The sequence below is a fragment of the uncultured Subdoligranulum sp. genome, from assembly GCF_937890665.1.
In genome coordinates this window covers 21131-39377 of the sequence record NZ_CALADU010000273.1, presented here as the reverse complement: position 1 = coordinate 39377, position 18247 = coordinate 21131, and the positions used below count along the sequence as shown (strand labels likewise).

17 protein-coding genes and 2 pseudogenes are annotated in these 18247 nt (G+C 60.4%); 9 read left to right on the top strand and 10 right to left on the bottom strand.

The window, feature by feature from the left end; genetic code table 11:
* Positions 1–47: 47 nt before the first annotated feature.
* The 4 genes from Q0526_RS15305 to Q0526_RS15290 form a co-directional block, all read right to left on the bottom strand.
* On the bottom strand, positions 48–839 hold the full coding sequence (locus Q0526_RS15305; protein ID WP_298735430.1) for an ABC transporter ATP-binding protein: 792 nt from the start codon (positions 837–839) through the stop codon (positions 48–50).
* On the bottom strand, positions 826–1830 hold the full coding sequence (locus tag Q0526_RS15300; RefSeq protein WP_298735428.1) for an iron ABC transporter permease: 1005 nt from the start codon (positions 1828–1830) through the stop codon (positions 826–828). Before Q0526_RS15300 ends, Q0526_RS15305 begins: the two co-directional genes overlap by 14 nt.
* Positions 1831–1875: 45 nt before the next feature.
* Positions 1876–2958, bottom strand: coding sequence for an ABC transporter substrate-binding protein (locus Q0526_RS15295; protein WP_298735423.1), 1083 nt, complete (start codon positions 2956–2958; stop codon positions 1876–1878).
* An 89-nt stretch (positions 2959–3047) separates the two neighbouring features.
* Positions 3048–3881, bottom strand: coding sequence for a nucleoside-triphosphatase (locus Q0526_RS15290; protein WP_298735421.1), 834 nt, complete (start codon positions 3879–3881; stop codon positions 3048–3050).
* 219 nt (positions 3882–4100) lie between these two features.
* On the opposite strand from Q0526_RS15290, the gene Q0526_RS15285 reads away from it, so the two are divergent.
* From Q0526_RS15285 to Q0526_RS15255, 8 genes and pseudogenes are all read left to right on the top strand, one after another.
* A complete protein-coding gene (locus tag Q0526_RS15285; protein WP_298735472.1) occupies positions 4101–5480 on the top strand; it encodes an alanine/glycine:cation symporter family protein in 1380 nt (459 codons plus the stop codon).
* Positions 5481–5647: 167 nt separating this feature from the next.
* Positions 5648–6980 (top strand): annotated as a pseudogene (locus Q0526_RS15280) (potassium transporter TrkG).
* A gap of 19 nt (positions 6981–6999) precedes the next feature.
* The gene (locus Q0526_RS15275) at positions 7000–7647 is read left to right on the top strand and encodes a TrkA family potassium uptake protein (protein ID WP_298735419.1); all 648 of its coding nucleotides are present in this window, start codon (positions 7000–7002) and stop codon (positions 7645–7647) included.
* Positions 7648–7666: 19 nt separating this feature from the next.
* Positions 7667–7855, top strand: coding sequence for a hypothetical protein (locus Q0526_RS15270; protein ID WP_298735416.1), 189 nt, complete (start codon positions 7667–7669; stop codon positions 7853–7855).
* Positions 7786–8343: pseudogene (locus Q0526_RS18860) on the top strand (DUF4118 domain-containing protein); the annotation flags it as partial. The gene Q0526_RS15270 and the pseudogene Q0526_RS18860, both read left to right, overlap by 70 nt.
* Before the next feature lie 232 nt (positions 8344–8575).
* Entirely contained in the window at positions 8576–8893 is a 318-nt protein-coding gene (locus Q0526_RS18855) for an ATP-binding protein (protein ID WP_366522123.1), read from the top strand.
* On the top strand, positions 8886–9578 hold the full coding sequence (locus tag Q0526_RS15260; RefSeq protein ID WP_298735414.1) for a response regulator transcription factor: 693 nt from the start codon (positions 8886–8888) through the stop codon (positions 9576–9578). Before Q0526_RS18855 ends, Q0526_RS15260 begins: the two co-directional genes overlap by 8 nt.
* Positions 9579–9806: 228 nt before the next feature.
* Entirely contained in the window at positions 9807–10556 is a 750-nt protein-coding gene (locus Q0526_RS15255; protein WP_366522122.1) for a WecB/TagA/CpsF family glycosyltransferase, read from the top strand.
* Between the two features lie 51 nt (positions 10557–10607).
* Here Q0526_RS15255 and rd read toward each other — a convergent pair whose 3' ends face one another.
* Both rd and Q0526_RS15245 read right to left on the bottom strand, forming a co-directional pair.
* Positions 10608–10763, bottom strand: a complete 156-nt coding sequence (rd, locus tag Q0526_RS15250) for a rubredoxin (protein WP_204649529.1) — start codon at positions 10761–10763, stop codon at positions 10608–10610.
* 47 nt (positions 10764–10810) lie between these two features.
* Entirely contained in the window at positions 10811–11185 is a 375-nt protein-coding gene (locus tag Q0526_RS15245; RefSeq protein ID WP_298735411.1) for a desulfoferrodoxin family protein, read from the bottom strand.
* 217 nt (positions 11186–11402) lie between these two features.
* Here Q0526_RS15245 and Q0526_RS15240 point away from each other — a divergent pair, with 217 nt between their 5' ends.
* Positions 11403–14009, top strand: a complete 2607-nt coding sequence (locus tag Q0526_RS15240) for a TetM/TetW/TetO/TetS family tetracycline resistance ribosomal protection protein (protein WP_298735409.1) — start codon at positions 11403–11405, stop codon at positions 14007–14009.
* A gap of 70 nt (positions 14010–14079) precedes the next feature.
* Here Q0526_RS15240 and Q0526_RS15235 read toward each other — a convergent pair whose 3' ends face one another.
* The 4 genes from Q0526_RS15235 to Q0526_RS15220 form a co-directional block, all read right to left on the bottom strand.
* Positions 14080–14316, bottom strand: a complete 237-nt coding sequence (locus Q0526_RS15235) for a helix-turn-helix domain-containing protein (RefSeq protein WP_298735406.1) — start codon at positions 14314–14316, stop codon at positions 14080–14082.
* Positions 14297–14731 carry a sigma-70 family RNA polymerase sigma factor gene (locus Q0526_RS15230; RefSeq protein WP_298735405.1) on the bottom strand — a complete coding sequence of 145 codons (435 nt, stop codon included), beginning with the start codon at positions 14729–14731 and terminating at the stop codon, positions 14297–14299. Before Q0526_RS15230 ends, Q0526_RS15235 begins: the two co-directional genes overlap by 20 nt.
* 579 nt (positions 14732–15310) lie before the next feature.
* Positions 15311–16657, bottom strand: coding sequence for an NADP-specific glutamate dehydrogenase (gene gdhA / locus Q0526_RS15225; protein WP_298735401.1), 1347 nt, complete (start codon positions 16655–16657; stop codon positions 15311–15313).
* 138 nt (positions 16658–16795) lie between these two features.
* Positions 16796–18238, bottom strand: coding sequence for a hypothetical protein (locus Q0526_RS15220; protein WP_298735399.1), 1443 nt, complete (start codon positions 18236–18238; stop codon positions 16796–16798).
* Positions 18239–18247: the final 9 nt, after the last annotated feature.

Here is an 18247-nt window from a genome sequence, read left to right as displayed (position 1 = left end):
TACGGCAAAACCGCAAAAAATGTTGCAAGAATCCCGAGGGTTTTTGCCTATTCTCCACCACAGCCATCCCGCAAGGTACAGAACAGCTCCCCCGGTTGGGTCCCTGCCACCACCCGCAACTGGGGATAGAGCGGTGCCAAGGCTGCTTCCACCGCCGGGGCACCGTCCCCGGGGTGAATCTCGCCGCAGAGCTGCCCCCTTTGCATCAGCAGCAATCGGTCACAGTAGCGCAGCGCCAATGCCGGGTCGTGCAGCACGACGAGTCCGGCCTTGCTCTGCCCCCGCACCCAGCGGCGCAGGGTGGCGAAGAGCCGATGGGTGTTGGTGAAATCCAGTGCACTGTTGGGTTCGTCCAGCAGCAGCACCGGCGTATCTTGTACCGCTACCCGGCACAGGTGGACCAACTGCCGTTGTCCCTCGCTGAGGGCGGCGCAGTCGGTGTCCAGCAAAGGTTCCACCCCAAAAGTCCGGGCGATCTGCTCCACCCGTTCAGCGTCACCGGGTTGGGGGCCGCCGAACAGTCCGCTGTGGACGTACCGTCCCATGGTGATGACCTCCCGCACCGTCAAGCCCGGCAATACACCCACCCGTTGGGGCAGCAGTGCCAGACAGCGGGCCCGGCGGCGGGCCGACAGGGCAAGGCAATCCTGCCCACAGACCCGCACCGTACCGGCAAACACTTTGCCGTTACCACTGATGCCCCGCAGCAGGGTGGATTTGCCGCAGCCGTTGGGCCCCAACAAAGCGGTCAGTTCCCCGGCTTGCAGGACCAGCGATGCCGAACGGACCACCGGCCGGCGATACCCCACCGTCAGGTTTTCCGCTTCAAGCAGCATCATCTTGCCCCCTTCCGCGGATGAGCAGTACCGCCAGCACCGGTGCGGCAAACAGCACCGTGAAGATGCTCAGCGGCAATTCCGCCCCCTGCCCGGCATTGCGGGCCAACAGGTCGGCCAGCAGCATCAGGTCGGCGGCTACCAGCGCACAGAGGGGCAGAAACGCCCCACCCCGCCGCCGCAGCAAGCCGTAGGCGATATGGGGCGCGATCAGCCCGACAAAGGAGATGACCCCCGCCACACTGACCACGGCGGCCACCATCAGGGTCGTCAGCGCCAGCAGCAGCGCCCGCCAGTGGCCGGGCTCCAATCCTGCCGACCGGGCGCTCTCCTCCCCCAGCGAGAGCAGCGCCGCCTGCCGCCGAAAAAGCAGTACCAACACCAGCCCCACCAACACCGGCGGTGCCATGGCGGTGAATTTCGCCAGCGTAATGGCCGAAAGGCTGCCCATCGTCCAATATTCGATGGCGGCCAGTTCCCCGTTGGGGTCGGCCATGGTTTTCAGCAGCATAACACCCGCCTCGGCCAAGGCACTGACCAAAATGCCGGCCAGCACATAGGTGGCTGTACGGTCCGCCCGGGCCGCCTGCACCAGTGCCAGCACTGCTGCCAGACTGAGCAGACCGCAGACAAAGGCACCGCCCATGATTTGTACGGCGCTGCCCGCCCCCCACACGATGGCGGCAGCCGCCCCGAAGGACGCGCCCCCCGCCACACCGGTGAGGTCCGGCGAAGCCAGCGGATTGCGGAACACCGTCTGATAGACCCCACCGGCGGTGCCCAACGCCAACCCGGCCAGCAGCGCCACCCCCGTGCGGGGCAGCCGCAGGGTAAAAAAGACCCGGGCTTCCATGGTATCCCGCAGACCGCCCCCCAGCAGGGTAAGGATCTGCCCCACGCTTAACGGAAATGTGCCCACGCAGACCGACGCCGCCGCCAGTACAACCAGCAGCAGGAGCACCCCTAGGGTGCAAATACGGGTGCGTGAGCGCATAGAAAAATTTCCTTTCAGTATATTTTTGAAAAAATATACAGTTTGTTATTTCGTGATCAGCGAAGCATCCGGAGTAAAGCCGTAGAAAGTCTGGTAGAAATTCTGGGCATCGGCGGTAAACTCCTCAAAGGAATAGGCATCGGGATGCAGCACGCTGGTGAGCCACAGCACGCCCAAAATGCCGGAAGGCGTGGGGGAATCCCACTCGTCCAGACCCTGCGGCATGGTGTAGACCGCACCGTTCTGGACCGCAGGCAGGTCCGCCAACTGGGCATCCGCCAGCAGGTCGTCGGCGGTGTACTCTGCGCCGGAGGGAATCATCAGCACTTCCGGTGCCAGCGAGAGCAGCGTTTCGTAGGAAACCTCGGCCCAGTAATCTTCCTCGATGCCGGCTGCCGCGTTAACGCCGCCCGCCTGCTCGATGAGGTCATTCTGGTACATAGCAGCAGGGGCCACGGTCAGGTAGCTGCTGTTGCCCAGCAGGCAGACGGTGGGTTTGTCCAGATCCTGCGTCATCTGGGCAGCCCGGTCCAACTGCTCGTGGTTGTAGTCCAACAGGGCCTGCGCCTCTTCCTCGGCGCCGCAAGCCTGCCCGATAAGGGTGAGCATCGTTTCCAGCCCTTCCTGCGTTTCGGGGTCCACCACCATCACGGTGATGCCCAGATCTTCCAGCGTCTGGGCATTGTCCGCCAATTTCTTGGGCATGATGACCAGCTCAGGATCCAGCGAGGCTACCGCCTCCACATTCAGTTCCTTCAGGGTGCCCACCTGCGTGAGTTCGGGCAGTTCGGGGGCGGCCAGCGCGTAGATGGCGCGGGTGTCGGCCTTATTCTCCAAACCGACGATCTTATCCTTCTGGCCCAGCGCGATCAGCGCATAGGTGGTGATGTAGTAGCAACTGACAACACTTTCGGCAGGCTGCTCCAGCGTGACGGTACGACCCGCCTGATCGGTCAGCGTAATGCCGGTGCTTTCCGGGGTGGCAGCGGCGGGCTGGGATGCCGCCTCCGACGTGGCGCTCTCTGCCGCAGACGAAACAGACGACGCCGCACCGCAGGCCGTCAGGTTGAACGCCAGCGCAGCCGCCAAGGCCAGCGCCGTGATTTTTTGTACAAAACGGGGTTTCATTCCATCTTCCTCCTTCATTGCAGCCCATTCCGGCCGCTACGTTATTCTAGCACAAGAATAACGCCCTGTCAAAGGAGGTATGACTTTTCTTAAAAATCTGCAAACCAGCGCCCAAAGGATCGGCGCACCGCCTGCTCGCTCTCCCATTGCAGGGCGCGGTAGCGGCGCAGCAGTTCCCACGCCCGGGGCGTCAGCAGCGAGCCGCCGCCTCCTGCCCCGCCGCCGTGGCGTTCCACCATGGCAAAGCCCCATTGGTGTTCCAGCTCTTTCAGCATCTTCCACGCTTTGGAGTAGGCCATCCCCATGACCGACGCCGCCTGATGCAGCGACCCGGTGCGCGCCACCAGTTCCAACAGTTCCAGCGGACCGGGGCCAAAGCATTTTTCCTCCCGGAAGAGCCGTACTCCCGCCGCCGCGTGGAGCGGGGCGGGCAGGTCCGGGGCCAACCGGGCCCGCACCGCGGCCGGGGCTTCCTCGTCCAGATCGATCTGCACCGCCGAAGTACGGGCCCGCAGGGCGTTCAGGTGGGGCAGATCCTCCCCCTTGACGGTCACCACCACGGTCTGGGGGCCATCTAGCAGGGCGTTCAAGGCCGCCAGATACCCGGTGCAGTCCCGCTCAAACCGCCCCACCTCATCCACCAACACGGTGGGGGCATCGCTCTGGGCGGCGGCGCGCAGTACCTCGGTGCCAAAGCCCGCAAAGGCTTCGGGGATGCCCCGCACCTGTCCGGCCTCCTCACGGCTGATGGGGACCATGGTACCGGTGGTGAGATCTTGCAGCGAGAACAGCGGTCCCCCCGCACAGCGTCCGGTGCATAGGGTGCGCAGCCCTGCCACCGGTTGGGGCAGCCGGTCACAAAGCCAATGGGCCAATCGGGTTTTGCCGCGGTAGGGGCGGCCTGTCACTATATACTGTGCCATGGATTTGCTCCTTTGTACGGGTTGGTTTGCCGCCATTGTACCACAAAGCCGCTGCCGGTGCAAAAGGCGCATACTTGACGGACTAACGCGAAAGGTTGTATCATAGAAATAGTAGCAAGGTATCGGCGTGTTCGCACAGGATGTACTGCGCGGACACGCCGCTTTTTTGCCGCCGAATCCGCCGCCCGCCGGGGCGCATAAGGGAGTGTATACACCATGATGGATGCGATCGTACAATTCATCAACGTGACCAACCAGTGGGTCTGGGCTTGGCCTACCATGCTGTTGCTGTTGGGCACCCACCTATTTATGACGGTGCGTACCCGGGGCATTCAGCGCAAGCTGCTCACTGCCATTCGGTTGTCGGTGACCAAGGACCCCGACGCCGAGGGAGAGGTTTCCCAGTTTGCCACCCTGACTACCGCACTGGCCTCCACCATTGGTACCGGCAACATCATCGGAGTAGGCACCTCCATCGCATTGGGCGGTCCCGGCGCGGTGTTCTGGTGCTGGATCACCGGTATTTTCGGCATCGCCACCAAATATGCCGAGTCGCTGATCGCCGTGAAATACCGGGTCAAAACCAAGGACGGCCGGATGCAGGGCGGCGCCATGTATGCGCTGGAACGGGGACTGCACTTGAAATGGCTGGGCGTATTGTTTGCCCTCTTCGGCACGCTGGCCTCTTTCGGCATCGGCTGCGCCACGCAGGTCAACGCCATCGCTACGGTGTGTCAGGCCAATCTGGGCATTCCGCCCTGGCTGGTGGGCTTGGTGGTGGCAGCCCTAACGGCGCTGGTCATCTTCGGCGGCATCCAGACCATCGCCAACGTCTGTGAAAAGCTGGTGCCCTTCATGGCGGCCTTCTATATTTTGGGTTGTCTGGGCATTTTGGTCTACAACCGCGACTTTCTGTGGGCGGCCATCACCACCATTCTGCGGCTGGCTTTCACCCCCGGTGCGGCGGCGGGCGGCCTGACCGGCGGCGGCATCATGCTGGCCATGCGGTACGGCATTGCCCGGGGGCTTTTTTCCAACGAATCCGGTATGGGTTCGGCCCCCATCGTGGCGGCCGCTGCCCAAACCCGCAACCCGGTGCGGCAGGCTTTGGTATCTGCCAGCGGCACCTTCTGGGACACCGTGGTGGTCTGCCTGATGACCGGTCTGGTACTGGTGTCCAGCATTATGAAAAACCCCGCCATTGATATGGGCTCCATCTCGGACGGCGGCATCCTGACCACACTGGCTTTCGACCAGATCCCCGTGCTGGGCCCCATCATTTTGGTGGTGGGCATCATCTCCTTCGCCTTCTCCACCGTGTTGGGCTGGTCCTACTACGGCGAGCGGTGTCTGGAATATCTGGTGGGCCGCAAGGGCCAGATTTTCTACCGGGTGGTGTATGTAGCGGTAGCCGCCATCGCCCCGGTAGTCGCCCTGAATCTGGTTTGGACGGTGGCCGACACCCTTAACGCTTTGATGGCCATTCCCAACTTGATTGCCGTTTTGCTCTTGTCCGGTGTGGTGGTGCGGGAAACCAACCTTTATATTCATGATCTTGACAAATGCTGCGAGGACACCGTCCCCGTGGTGGATCGATAACAACACCCTATGCGCCGGGTACCGTTTCGACGGTATCCGGCTTTTTTCTGTTCTTCGCGGCATCTTTATACCGTCTTAATATCACAGGCAGGATATTTATCCTTTCTTAACTACCACGGACCTATAATGAGAGGATGAAATCCATGTATAAACTGAGGCTTTTGTGTATGGCAGGCATTCGTCCGCCACGGCTGACCACCTTCCAGACCATCATTCTGCTCTTTGCAGCGGTCATTCTGGGTGGCAGCCTGCTGCTGATGCTGCCCTTCGCGGCGCAGGACGGCACGGTACCCCCCCTTTAAGCAAGCATTGTTCACCGCCACTTCGGCGGTCTGCGTTACCGGGCTGGTGGTGCAGGATACCGCCACCCACTGGTCCTGGTTCGGGCAGGCCGTGATTTTGACCCTGATCCAAATCGGCGGTATGGGCGTCATCACAGTGGCAGCCTTCTTCTCCCTGTTGTCGGGGCGCAAGATCTCGCTGATGCAGCGGGGCACCATGCAGGAAGCCATCGCCGCCCCCAAAGTGGGCGGCATCGTTCGGCTGACCGGCTTTATCATTAAGGCGACCCTCTGCATCGAGGCGTTGGGCGCCTTCTGCATGATGCCGGTCTTCTGCCGGGATTACGGCCTTCGCGGGATCTGGATGGCAGTTTTCCACTCGGTCTCGGCGTTCTGCAATGCCGGTTTCGATCTGCTGGGTACCCCCGATGCCCTCTACCCTTCCCTGACCTCCTACCGGGCCGAGCCCATCATCAACCTGACCATCATGGCCCTGATCGTGGTGGGCGGCATCGGCTTCTTAACCCGGGACGACATCCGGGCCAACAAGCTGCGCTTCCATCGCTACCGTATGCAGAGCAAGGTCATTCTGGCCACCACCACCTTCCTGATCATCGTACCGGCGCTCTGGTTCTTCTTTGGGGAGTTTTCCGCACTGCCCACCGGGGAACGACTGTTGGCGTCGCTGTTCCAGTCGGTAACGCCCCGCACGGCCGGTTTCAACACCGCCGATCTGACCGCCCTCACCGGTGTGGGACAGGGCGTCACCATCCTGCTGATGCTCATTGGCGGTTCGCCGGGGTCCACCGCCGGTGGTATGAAAACCACCACCGCGGCGGTGCTCTTTGCCAACGCGCTGGCGGTCTTTCGCCGGGAAGCGGAACCGCATTTCTTTGGCCGCCGCATCGACAGCAAAGCAGTGTCCAGCGCTTCCACCATCTGTTTTCTGTATATCACCCTGTTTTTGGGCGGCGGCTTCGTCATCAGCGCCGTAGAGGGACAGCCTCTCTCCGCCTGTCTGTTTGAAACCGCCTCCGCTGTGGGCACCGTAGGCCTTTCGCTGGGACTCACCCCCACCTTAGGTCTGCTGTCGCAGGGGATTCTGATCGCTTTGATGTTCATTGGCCGCGTGGGCGGCTTGACCTTGATCTACGCGGCCCTGTCCGGCTTCTCCAAAGCGGGCAGCCGTCTGCCGCAGGAACGCATCACCGTCGGCTGACGGGGAAAGGAACCATCCTATGAAATCCTTTTTGTTGATTGGCCTTGGCCGCTTTGGCCGGCACATCGCCATACAGCTCAACGCACAGGGCCATCAGATCATGGCCGTAGACTCTAACGAGGACCGGGTCAATGATGTACTGGACATCGTGACCAACGCCCAGATCGGCGACAGCACCAACGCCGAGTTTCTGAAAGCGCTGGGCGTACGCAACTTTGATGTCTGCATCGTTGCCATCAGCGGTGATTTCCAGAGTTCGCTGGAAACCACCTCTCTGTTAAAGGAACTGGGAGCCCAGTTGGTGGTATCCCGGGCCGAGCGGGACGTGCAGGCCAAATTCCTGCTGCGCAACGGCGCCGACGAGATCCTTTACCCCGAAAAGCAGCTAGCCAAATGGGCAGCGGTGCGGTACGGTTCCAGCCATCTGGTGGATTATGTGGAACTGGACGCCAACAACGCCATTATGGAAGTACCCGCCCCCGAAGGATGGGTGGGCAAGACGGTCGGTGACATCGATATCCGCAAAAAGTACGGCATCAACTTGCTGGGTATCAAGCGCAACGGCGCCATCGACGTGAACATCTCCTCCGGCACGGTGCTGCCTGTCGACAGTACCCTGCTGGTGTTGGGAGAATACCACTCCATCAAGCGCTGCTTCCATTTGTAAGCGAAAGAAGGCGGTTTCCGTGAAAGACATCGTGCTGGCGATCTGCATGCTGGCGGCGGGTGGATTCGGCTGGGGGGTTTGCTCCCGGCTGGATGCCTTTGTGCTGCGCAGCCGCCGTCAGCAGGAGGCGGTATATGCATGGCACGGCACCAACCATCCCATGATCTGCGGGCACAAATTGTGCCCCGGTGGCAAGATCTTTTGGTGACCTTACTGATCCTAACGGCAGCAACGGTCATCGGCAACGTTTTTTGGCAATTTGCCTTTACCAAAGCCAATATCATCTCGGTGTACATCTTGGGGGCGCTGCTCACCTCGCTGTTCACCAAGAGTTATTTCTGCGGGGTGCTCAGCTCGGTGGTCAGCGTCCTGCTCTTCAACTTTTTCTTCACCGAACCACGACTGACCCTGCACGCCTACGAAAAAGGGTACCCCATTACCATCGCCATCATGCTCATCGTTTCCATCGTTACGGTGACGCTGGCCATCCAGAACATCCGCAATATCGAGGAGAAGGAGCGCGCCGCCCTGCTGGCCAAGAATGAGCAACTGCGGGCCGATCTGCTGCGAGCCATCTCTCACGATCTGCGCACGCCGCTGACTTCCATCTCAGGTAATGCGGCCAATTTGCTGGCCAATGACGCCAAGCTGGACGACGAAGCCCGGCATCAGATTTTCCTGGACATCTACGATGATTCCTTTTGGCTGATCAATCTGGTGGAGAATCTGCTCTCCATCACCCGCATTGAGGATGGACGCATGAACCTGCGCCTTTCCACCGAACTGGTGGGAGAGGTCATCGAGGAGGCGCTGCGGCACGCCAATCGCAAGAGCAGCGAACACACCATTCAGGTGGACCTGCCCGACGAGCTGTTATTAATTAGCCCGCATGGACGCCCGCCTCATTGTACAGGTGCTCATCAATCTGGTGGACAACGCTGTGAAATACACCCCCGCCGGCTCTACCATCACAGTGGCGGCCCGGCAGCAGGATGGCTTTGCCGCCCTGTCGGTGACCGACAACGGTCCCGGTATTCCGCCGCAGCTTCAGTCCCATGTGTTTGATATGTTCTACACCGGCGAGCACACCGTGGCGGACAGCCGCCGCAGTCTGGGTCTGGGGTTGGCACTCTGCAAGACCATTGTGGATGCCCACGGCGGCACCATCACCCTGACCGACAACATACCGCACGGCTGTGTTTTCACCTTTACCGTGCCGCTGGGGGAGGTAACACTGCATGAATAAACCGTTGATCCTCATTGTGGAGGATGACGCACCCATCCGCAACCTGATGACCACCGCCCTGAAAGCCCACGACTACCGCTACACCGTGGCAGACTGCGGCGAAGCTGCGCTGCGGCAAGCCGCCACCAGCAACCCCGACATTATGCTGCTGGATCTGGGCCTGCCCGATTTAGACGGCGTGGAAGTCATTCGCCGGGTGCGCAGTTGGTCGGACCTGCCCATCATCGTCATCAGCGCCCGCAGCGAGGATTCCGACAAGATCGAAGCGCTGGATTCCGGCGCCGACGACTACCTGACCAAGCCTTTCTCGGTGGAGGAGCTGCTGGCCCGACTGCGGGTGACCCAGCGCCGGCTGGCTACTATGCACAGCGGCGGCAGTCCGGTATTCACCAACGGGCAACTGACCATCGACTTTGCCGCCGGATGTGCGTTTTTGAACGGGCAGGAACTGCACTTGACCCCCATCGAATACAAGCTGCTCTGCCTGATGGCCCACAACTGCGGCAAGGTGCTGACCCATACCTACATCACCCAAAAGGTGTGGGGCACTTCGTGGGAGAATGACGTGGCTTCGCTGCGGGTCTTTATGGCGACCCTGCGCAAAAAGCTGGAATCCGCCCCCGGTTCCCCCAAGTATATCCAAACGCACATCGGTGTGGGCTACCGCATGATGAAAATTGAATAAAGAAAGACGGCCGTTTCCCCTATTTCGGGATGCGGCTTTTTTCACACCACCTGTTCCGGCCAAAGCACCTCTTCGCTTTTTGCGAGGCAGCGTGCCTGTATGTACCAAGGAGCCTGACAGGCCGATATGCAGCGCCCAGCAAGCGCCCGCGCCGGGTGGTATTGCTTCTTTTGTTTAAAAGTGGTATGATAAAGTACTGTACAATTCTGGGAAAGGAGGGCGGCACCATTGCAGGAAAGGCAAGAGGCTACTCCGGTCTGCGACATTATGGGCGTGCAGATCGCGGTGACCGACATGGACAAAACCGTGCGCCAGATTGAGAAGAATCTGGACCTTTGGCGGGGCGAATACATCTGCGTGGCCAATGTACACACCACTGTCACCGCCCACGAGGATCCCGAATACCGTGCGATTCAGAACGGTGCCGTACTGGCTTTGCCCGACGGCGGTCCCTTGTCCCAATACAGCCGCCGCAAAGGCTATGCCGATGCAGCCCGCGTGACCGGTCCCGACTTGATGCAGCATCTGCTGCGGGAGCGCGCCCACACACCATACCGCCACTATTTTTACGGGTCCACCCCCGAAACGCTGACACTGCTGCGGGAAAAGATCTCCCAAAGCTATCCTGACGCCGTGGTCGTTGGGATGGAGTCGCCCCCCTTTCGCCCCCTGACACCGGAGGAAGATGCACAAGCGGTAGCCCGTATCAATGAAGCCCATCCCGATTTTGTCTGGGTCGGGTTGGGCGCCCCCAAACAGGAACGGTGGATGGCACAACACCGGGGCGCCGTGCATGCGTTGATGCTGGGCGTGGGCGCCGCCTTTGACTATGAGGCCGGCAACATTCGCCGCGCCCCCCAGTGGATGCAGCGCTGCAATTTGGAATGGCTGTATCGCCTGCAGCAGGATCCCAAGCGGCTTTTCAAACGCTATTTTGTCACCAACACCAAGTTCCTTTGGTGGGTTTTGCGCCATTAAAACGTAAAAAACCGGGGCACCCCAGTGGGGTGCCCCGGTTTGTATTCTGTTTTATTCCTCGGTGAAGGAATCCTTGCCCAGACCGCAGACCGGGCAGACCCAATCAGCGGGCACATCCTCCCAAGCGGTGCCGGGCGCAATGCCGTTATCGGGATCGCCCACCGCGGGATCATACTCATAGCCACAAGGGCAAACATACTTCTTCATAGTAAAACGCTCCTTTTATAATTTGGTAAACTGTGTAAACAAAGAGATCAGGCCTTCCACAGACCGTGCAGGTTGCAGTAAGCATACACCGCCACAACCTCGTCACCAGCCGTCAGGGCAAAATCGGCCTTGGGGGCCTCACCGGGCTTCAGATGCTTGATCTGACTGCCCTGCTTGGTCTGCACCGAGATCCACTGGATGTAGTGGGCATCCTGCATGGGATGCTCCACGCTGCCCACGGTCACATGGACTACGCCGTTTTCCACCGTGTAGACGGGAATATGCTTCTCGTGGGCGGCTTCCACCGTACCGGCCACCAGCGGGGTCATCTTCTGGCCGCAGCAGAAGACGGGCACGCCCTTGTCCTCTACCATGGTGATGATATTGCCGCAGTGTTCACAGATAAAATATTTCAATTCCATAGCTTGCCTCCTTGGGTTTGCTTTGTCAAAAGAATAAGATTGTTTCTCATCGGACCGTGCTCCCCGGTCCATGGCTTTATTTTTATTATATCATACTATTTTACTTTGTAAAGACCTTTTTAAGATTTATTATTATTTTTCTGAAATGTACAACCGCCCTGTACAATCGACTGTAAAAAAGGTACAATAATAGCACTATGCACAAAGGGGAATCGCTATGAAACGATTGGTGGTGGGGCTGCTGGCCCATGTGGACAGCGGCAAAACAACACTGGCCGAAGGATTGCTGTACCGCGCGGGGGTCCTGCGCAAGTTAGGACGGGTAGATCACCGGGACGCATTTCTGGACACCGACGCGCAGGAACGGGCCCGGGGCATCACGATCTTTGCCAAGCAGGCCGTGTTGGCACTGCCTGCCGCCGACGGCGCCGAGGAAACCGAGTTGACCCTGCTGGACACGCCGGGCCACGTGGATTTTTCTGCCGAAGCGGAGCGTGCCCTTCAGGTGCTGGACTATGCGGTTCTGGTCATCAGCGGCACCGACGGTGTGCAGGCCCATACCGAAACGCTGTGGAAACTGCTGGCCCGGTACCGGGTCCCCACCTTGGTCTTTGTCAATAAGATGGATCTGCCCGGCGCCGATGCCGCGGTACGTCTGCGGGAGCTGCGGGGCCGCTTCGGGGACGGGTGCGTGGATTTCACTACCACGCCGGACTCCGAAGCCTTGGCGCTGTGCAGCGAGCCGCTGATGGAAGAAGTGCTGGCCGAAGGCACGCCCCACCCCGACACAGTGGTAACCGCCATTGCCAGACGGCAGGTATTCCCCTGCTTTTTCGGTGCGGCGCTGCGGCTGGAAGGTCTGGACCGGCTGCTGCAAGCCTTGCAGACCTTGACCCGCATGCCGCCGGTTTGGCCGGAATTTGGCGCCCGGGTCTTCAAAATCAGTCAGGACGACGCCGGTACCCGGCTGAGCTGGCTGAAGGTAACAGGCGGCGAGCTGCCGGTGAAAGCCGTACTGCCCGGCGGCGAAAAAGCCGACGCTTTACGGTTGTACAACGGCAGTAAGTTTCGGTTGGTCAGCACGGCACTGCCCGGCATGGTCGTGGCGGTAGCCGGCCCGGCAGCCACCCGCCCCGGGCAAGGGCTGGGCGCCGAGGCTGACGCCGAGGCACCGCTGTTGGAGCCGGTGCTGAACTACCGGGCGGATTGCGCCGACGCCGACCCCCACACCTTACTGCGGGCGCTGCGCACCTTGGAGGATGAAGATCCCCAGCTGCATGTGGCATGGCGGGACGACTTGGCCGAGGTCCACGTCCAGCTGATGGGCGAAGTTCAACTAGAAATTTTGCAGACCTTGCTGCAAAGCCGGTTTGAGTTGAAGGTCACCTTCCAAGAGGGCGGCATTTTATACAAAGAAACCATCACGGCAGCGGTGGAGGGCATCGGACATTACGAGCCTTTGCGCCACTATGCCGAGGTACACCTGCTGCTGGAGTCGGGGCCTCGGGGCAGCGGTGTACAGTTGGCAGCGGACTGCCCACCCGACACGCTGGCAGAAAACTGGCAGCGGTTAGTGCTGACCCATCTGGCAGAGCGCACCCATCCCGGGGTGCTCATCGGCGCGCCCCTGACCGATGTACAGATCACCTTGGTGGCAGGCCGTGCGCACCTGAAGCACACCGAAGGCGGAGATTTCCGGCAAGCCACCTACCGGGCGGTGCGGCAGGGGCTGCGAATGGCCCAGCGGCAAAACGCCGTGCAGTTGCTGGAACCGTGGTATGCTTTCACCTTGGAAGTTCCCGCCGAAGCCATCGGCCGGGCCATGGCGGACATCCAGCGGATGTGCGGCAGCTTTGACCCGCCCGAAACACTGGGCGATACCGCCCGCTTGACCGGACGGCTGCCGGTGGCCACCGCCCGGGGCTACGCCCGAGAGATTGCCGCCTACACCCACGGGCTAGGCCGCTGGTCCGTACTGCCCGCCGGGTACGAAGCGTGCCACAACGCCGAGGAAGTCATGACCGCTGCGGCGTATGACGCCGACGGCGATCTGGAAAACCCCGCCGATTCGGTATTTTGTTCCCACGGAGCCGGGTATGTGGTCAAATGGGACGAGGTTCCCGCCAAAGCCCATGTGGACAGCGGGCTGGCCCGTCGGCTGGCACCGGCAGGACAGCCCACAGACGAAGAAGCGGATGCCGGCGCGCGGCGGCGCCGTGCCGACGCCTACCGCGGCACGCTGGAACAGGACAAGGAACTGCTGGCTATCTTTGAGCGCACCTACGGGAAGATCAAACACCGGGGCGAAAACGGCACCGACGCCAAAAAGGCAGCCCGGGCAGCGCTGCATACAACCCCTGCCAGTACGCAGGCCCCCGCCAAGCCCCAGCCCACCGGGCCGGACTACCTGCTGGTGGACGGCTACAACGTCATTTTTGCGTGGGACGATCTGCGCCGAATTGCCGAGAGCAATCTGGATGCAGCCCGACGCCGTCTGATGGATATTTTGTGCAACTATGCCGGCTATAAACGGTGCGTGCCCATTTTGGTCTTTGACGCCTACAAGGTGCGGGGCGGCGTACGTGAGGTGGAAAAATTCCACAACCTATACGTAGTCTACACCAAAGAAGCCGAAACCGCCGATATGTACATCGAGCGGGCCACCCACGAACTGGCCAAGGAACGCCGCACCCGGGTGGTGAGCAGCGACGGTGCCGAACAGGTCATCGTGCTGGGTCACGGTGCGCTGCGGGTGTCGGCCCGGGCCTTTGCCGAGGAAGTAGCCGCCGTGGAAAAAGAGATCCGAGAGTTTTTGCAAGAATAACCCAAAGAAAGCCGCCAAGGGGCCCACTGTGTATTGTGCATCCCTTGACGGCTTTTTTTGCTTGGTGGGCTTACGGCTTGTTCACAATCGCTTGGATCAATTTGGATTGCAAGCGTTGTTTCATCTCTTCATCCACCCCTAGGTAGGATCTCCCCTCCTTGTCGTATTGGACGCGGGTGCAGAGCTTGTTGATGTAGTGGTCGTAGTACCGCAAAACACGGTTCACCGCCAAGGGATCCCCGGCGCGGGCCGCCTCAATAACCGAGAGAGGCAGCAGTTTTTTCCCGTTAAAAGTCGCTTCTTCCATGGTGTTTTCCTCCGTCATAGGTCAAGATGTTTCGCAATTCCCGCAGGGTTTTTGCCCTGTGCCGCTGTACGGCGCTGCGGGACATCCCCATACGAGTGCCAATTTTCCCATCCTTCATCGTCAGGACGCAGTGCAAAATCAAAATTTGCCGTTCCCGCGGGGGCAATCCCGCAAAAGCTGTGGCCAGCCGTTCATCTTGAATGGGCAGGTCACAGCCAAAAGCGGAAAACACAACATGGTCACTGGGATATACGTCCCACAGGCCAAATTGCTCCATCTCGCCGGCGGCAAGGGCGCTGAAGGTGGTTTCCCGTTTTCTTCGACGGGCTTCATCCCGGTAATGGGTCCACATCTCACGGCGGAGTACCGTTTTGCAGAAAGCGTCGAACCGGTGGCAGGCTCCTGTATCGTGCATCGTCTTCTCACCTCCCTTCCGCGGGGGTGTGAGAAGAGTGGGACAGCCCAGCCGTCCCCAATGTTTCGGTTACCGCGGCCGTCCCGGCCCGCTCCGAAAGGCCGCGGCAACCAGCCGATGCCTTGACGCAGCGTTCCACCCTTTCGGGCGGAAAAAGAACAGGTCATCTGCGCCTGAGCGAGACTGTATACTACATCTTTTAGGGTAGAAAACGCCGCTGCCAGCCACAGGCTTTTTTTAACGCAATGCGCAAGATTGTGTTACAGCAACGGTTTCGCATGATACACTCCTGTACAAAAGCACCGCCTCTTTCGGCCCCGGTGCTCTATCGCTCTCTATTCTTTGCCGTCGGTCTGACAAAGGGCGGCCTTTCTTTGCTGCGGTCAGCATACCTGAATTATACAAAGGAAAACAAGGGTTTCCTCCCAAAATCGGCGGCCAGTTTCCGCCCCGTTCCTCCGCTGGGCTTCCGCTCCGCCAGCCGTCAAAGTCGAAAGACGGCCCACACACTTACAAAAAAGGCGCCTGCCTTACGGCAGACGCCTTTTCGTATACTTTTTGCAGACAGATACGCAAGGATCAGACAACGCCCTGGCTCATCATGGCGGAAGCGATCTTCAGGAAACCTGCGATGTTGGCGCCGGCCACCAGATTGCCCTTGCAGCCGTATTCCTCGGCAGCATCGGCAGCAGCCTTGTAGATGTTGACCATGATGCTGTGCAGACGCTCGTCAACTTCCTCGAAGGTCCAGCCCAGACGCAGGGAGTTCTGGCTCATCTCCAGACCGGAGGTAGCTACGCCGCCGGCGTTGGACGCCTTAGCGGGCGCAAACAGCACGTTGTTGGCCTGCAGGTAGGCGATGGCCTCCGGGGTAGAAGGCATGTTGGCACCTTCGGCTACCGCATAGCAGCCATTGGCAACCAGCGCCTTGGCGCCTTCCAGCGGCAGCTCGTTCTGGGTGGCGCAGGGCAGCGCGATGTCGCAAGGAACGGTCCAGATGCCCTGACTGCCCTCCACATACTTGGCGGTGGGCACGTAGTCCAGATAGGTCTTGATGCGGGCACGCTTGACTTCCTTGATCTCCTTCATGACCTTGTAGTCGATGCCGTTCTCGTCCACAATGTAGCCGTTGGAGTCGCTCATGGCGATAACCTTGCCGCCCAGCTGGGTAGCCTTCTGGTTGGCGTAGATGGCCACGTTGCCGGAACCGGAGATCACGACCTTGGCGCCCTCGAAGCTCTTGCCGTTGGCTTTGAGCATCTCGTCGGCGAAGTAGCACAGGCCGTAGCCGGTGGCTTCGGTACGGGCGAGAGAACCACCGAAGGGAATGCCCTTGCCGGTGAGCACGCCGGTAAATTCATTGCAGATGCGCTTGTACTGGCCAAACAGGTAGCCCACTTCGCGACCGCCCACGCCGATGTCGCCGGCGGGCACGTCGGTATCGGGGCCGATGTGACGGTACAGCTCGGTCATGAAGCTCTGGCAGAAACGCATGACTTCGGCATCAGACTTGCCGTGGGGGTCAAAGTCAGAACCGCCCTTGCCGCCGCCCATGGGCAGGCCGGTCAGGCTGTTCTTGAAGCACTGCTCAAAGCCCAAGAACTTGATGATGGACAGGTTGACGCTGGGGTGGAAGCGCAGACCGCCTTTGTAGGGGCCAATGGCAGAGTTGAACTGCACACGGTAACCGCGGTTGACCTGCACCTTGCCGTTGTCATCGACCCAGGGCACGCGGAACATCACAACGCGCTCCGGCTCGACCATACGCTCGATCAGACCGGCCTTCTCGTACTCGGGATGAGCGGCAATGACCGGCTCCAAGCTCTCGAGGACTTCCTCGGCCGCCTGCAGAAACTCTTTCTGCTCAGGGTTGCGCTGAACCAGACCGTCGTAGATGCTCTTCAGGTACTCATTTTTGATCGACATGGGGACACTCTCCTTTATATAAATTTCTAACACCGCTCCTATGGTAGCACCATATACGCAATTTTTCAAGTTTTTTGCATATATTTTCAGAAATTTTGTTTGTTGCAGGACGCCAGTTGTATGCACACAGCGCACGCCTCACTCTTCTTGTGTCGTCACCAGCGTGTAGTCGGTGCTGCCCTGCAAGAAAGCTTCGGCGTCGATCAGGGCGTATTTATAGTCATAAAATGCGCCGCTCTCCTGCTCCGCACAGAGCAGGAACCGCCCGTCATCGGTGAGGGGCAGGCGTCCCTTGCTCTGCTGGAACTGGACCTGCTGGGTTGTCAAAGGCGGGTCATACATCGTGCCGGAAGTGCGGTCCAGAATCTGCATATGCTGGGAACCGTTGGCGCCGCTGTATACAAACCACAGGTACCGCCCCTCCTGCTCGGCAATATCCGGCAATCCCACCACGGTGGGGTCATTCAGCCAGATACTTTCCCGGGGCAGGGGGCGCAGCAGGTCCTGCTGCTGTCCGGTAGCCGTGTCGAAGGCGAGAATCGCCGTGGGGACGGCGCCTTCGGACTGCATCTGCCGCTCGAAAAAGTAGAGCTGCTCGCCCGCGATGCCGCAGAAATTCCCGCCCTGGGTGATCAGACTGCCCGGCAGTTCCAGCAGTTTTTCCCGCTGGCCGGTGGCCGGGTCCAGCCAGACACATTCCTCGGTAGCATTTTGCAGGATGGCCTGACAGGCCTCCCACTCGGTCTGCTGGTCGGGGAAAGGCACTTCCGACACCATCCGGGCCGTCAGCAGCCGCCGCCCCCCGGCGGCCAGAATGGACTCCCCGGGCAGCAAATCAAAGGTCATCACCTGTCCGGTGGTCAGGTCCACCCGGTATCCCTGCATCGGGGCATCCCAAGCGGTGAGGGGCGGGCAGCCGTAGAGCGCCGCGCCGTCACACCAGGACAGCAAGGTGTTCCGTTCCAGATTTTCCGACAGGTCGATGCGCCGCCGGGCACTGCCGTCCCGCGCCACTGCATACAGGCAGGCGGGCTGGCGGAGCTGATCGAACCAGTTGCGATAGTAGGTTTCAAATTCCTGCGGCGTACGGCCCTGCAGCATATCTTCGTCGTTCAGGTAGGGCGCCACGTTCTGCTGATAGTAGCTGTCCCAGTCTGTGACCTCCTCCTCCGAGCGGGCTTTGTAGACATAGACAGTATCTTCTGTGGCAAAGGTGGTGTAATCCCAAATCTGCCCCGGCAGCCAGGCCGGGCAGCCAGCGGAATCGTGGGTACAGCCCGGCAGATTGCAGAGCACGCCCCGGGTGGCGGTGTCGCAGTCGATCCGGTACAGCAGACAGTATCCACTGCGGGGCCGCAGTTCATAGAACCGGTCACCGGCATTGAACAGCGTGTCCACACCGATCATCGAACTGATGGCGTAGAAGTCCCCGGCCACCGGGGTCGCCGCGTTCTCGGCGGTCCCGACCGGCTGGGGCGTCGCGACCGTTTCGGGGGTGCCGTCGGTCCGGGGCTGCCCGCCGCAGCCAGCCAAGCCCGCCGCCAGCACTGCCATCAGGACGAGAGAAAGAAGTCGTTTCATACCGTACAC

Coding starts and splice junctions, on each gene's coding strand:
- Q0526_RS15305 (WP_298735430.1), bottom strand. CDS start 839: ATGATGCTGCTTGAAGCGGAAAACCTGACGGTGGGGTATCGCCGGCCG.
- Q0526_RS15300 (WP_298735428.1), bottom strand. CDS start 1,830: ATGCGCTCACGCACCCGTATTTGCACCCTAGGGGTGCTCCTGCTGCTG.
- Q0526_RS15295 (WP_298735423.1), bottom strand. CDS start 2,958: ATGAAACCCCGTTTTGTACAAAAAATCACGGCGCTGGCCTTGGCGGCT.
- Q0526_RS15290 (WP_298735421.1), bottom strand. CDS start 3,881: ATGGCACAGTATATAGTGACAGGCCGCCCCTACCGCGGCAAAACCCGA.
- Q0526_RS15285 (WP_298735472.1), top strand. CDS start 4,101: ATGGATGCGATCGTACAATTCATCAACGTGACCAACCAGTGGGTCTGG.
- Q0526_RS15275 (WP_298735419.1), top strand. CDS start 7,000: ATGAAATCCTTTTTGTTGATTGGCCTTGGCCGCTTTGGCCGGCACATC.
- Q0526_RS15260 (WP_298735414.1), top strand. CDS start 8,886: ATGAATAAACCGTTGATCCTCATTGTGGAGGATGACGCACCCATCCGC.
- rd (WP_204649529.1), bottom strand. CDS start 10,763: ATGAAGAAGTATGTTTGCCCTTGTGGCTATGAGTATGATCCCGCGGTG.
- Q0526_RS15245 (WP_298735411.1), bottom strand. CDS start 11,185: ATGGAATTGAAATATTTTATCTGTGAACACTGCGGCAATATCATCACC.
- Q0526_RS15240 (WP_298735409.1), top strand. CDS start 11,403: ATGAAACGATTGGTGGTGGGGCTGCTGGCCCATGTGGACAGCGGCAAA.
- Q0526_RS15235 (WP_298735406.1), bottom strand. CDS start 14,316: ATGGAAGAAGCGACTTTTAACGGGAAAAAACTGCTGCCTCTCTCGGTT.
- Q0526_RS15230 (WP_298735405.1), bottom strand. CDS start 14,731: ATGCACGATACAGGAGCCTGCCACCGGTTCGACGCTTTCTGCAAAACG.
- gdhA (WP_298735401.1), bottom strand. CDS start 16,657: ATGTCGATCAAAAATGAGTACCTGAAGAGCATCTACGACGGTCTGGTT.
- Q0526_RS15220 (WP_298735399.1), bottom strand. CDS start 18,238: ATGAAACGACTTCTTTCTCTCGTCCTGATGGCAGTGCTGGCGGCGGGC.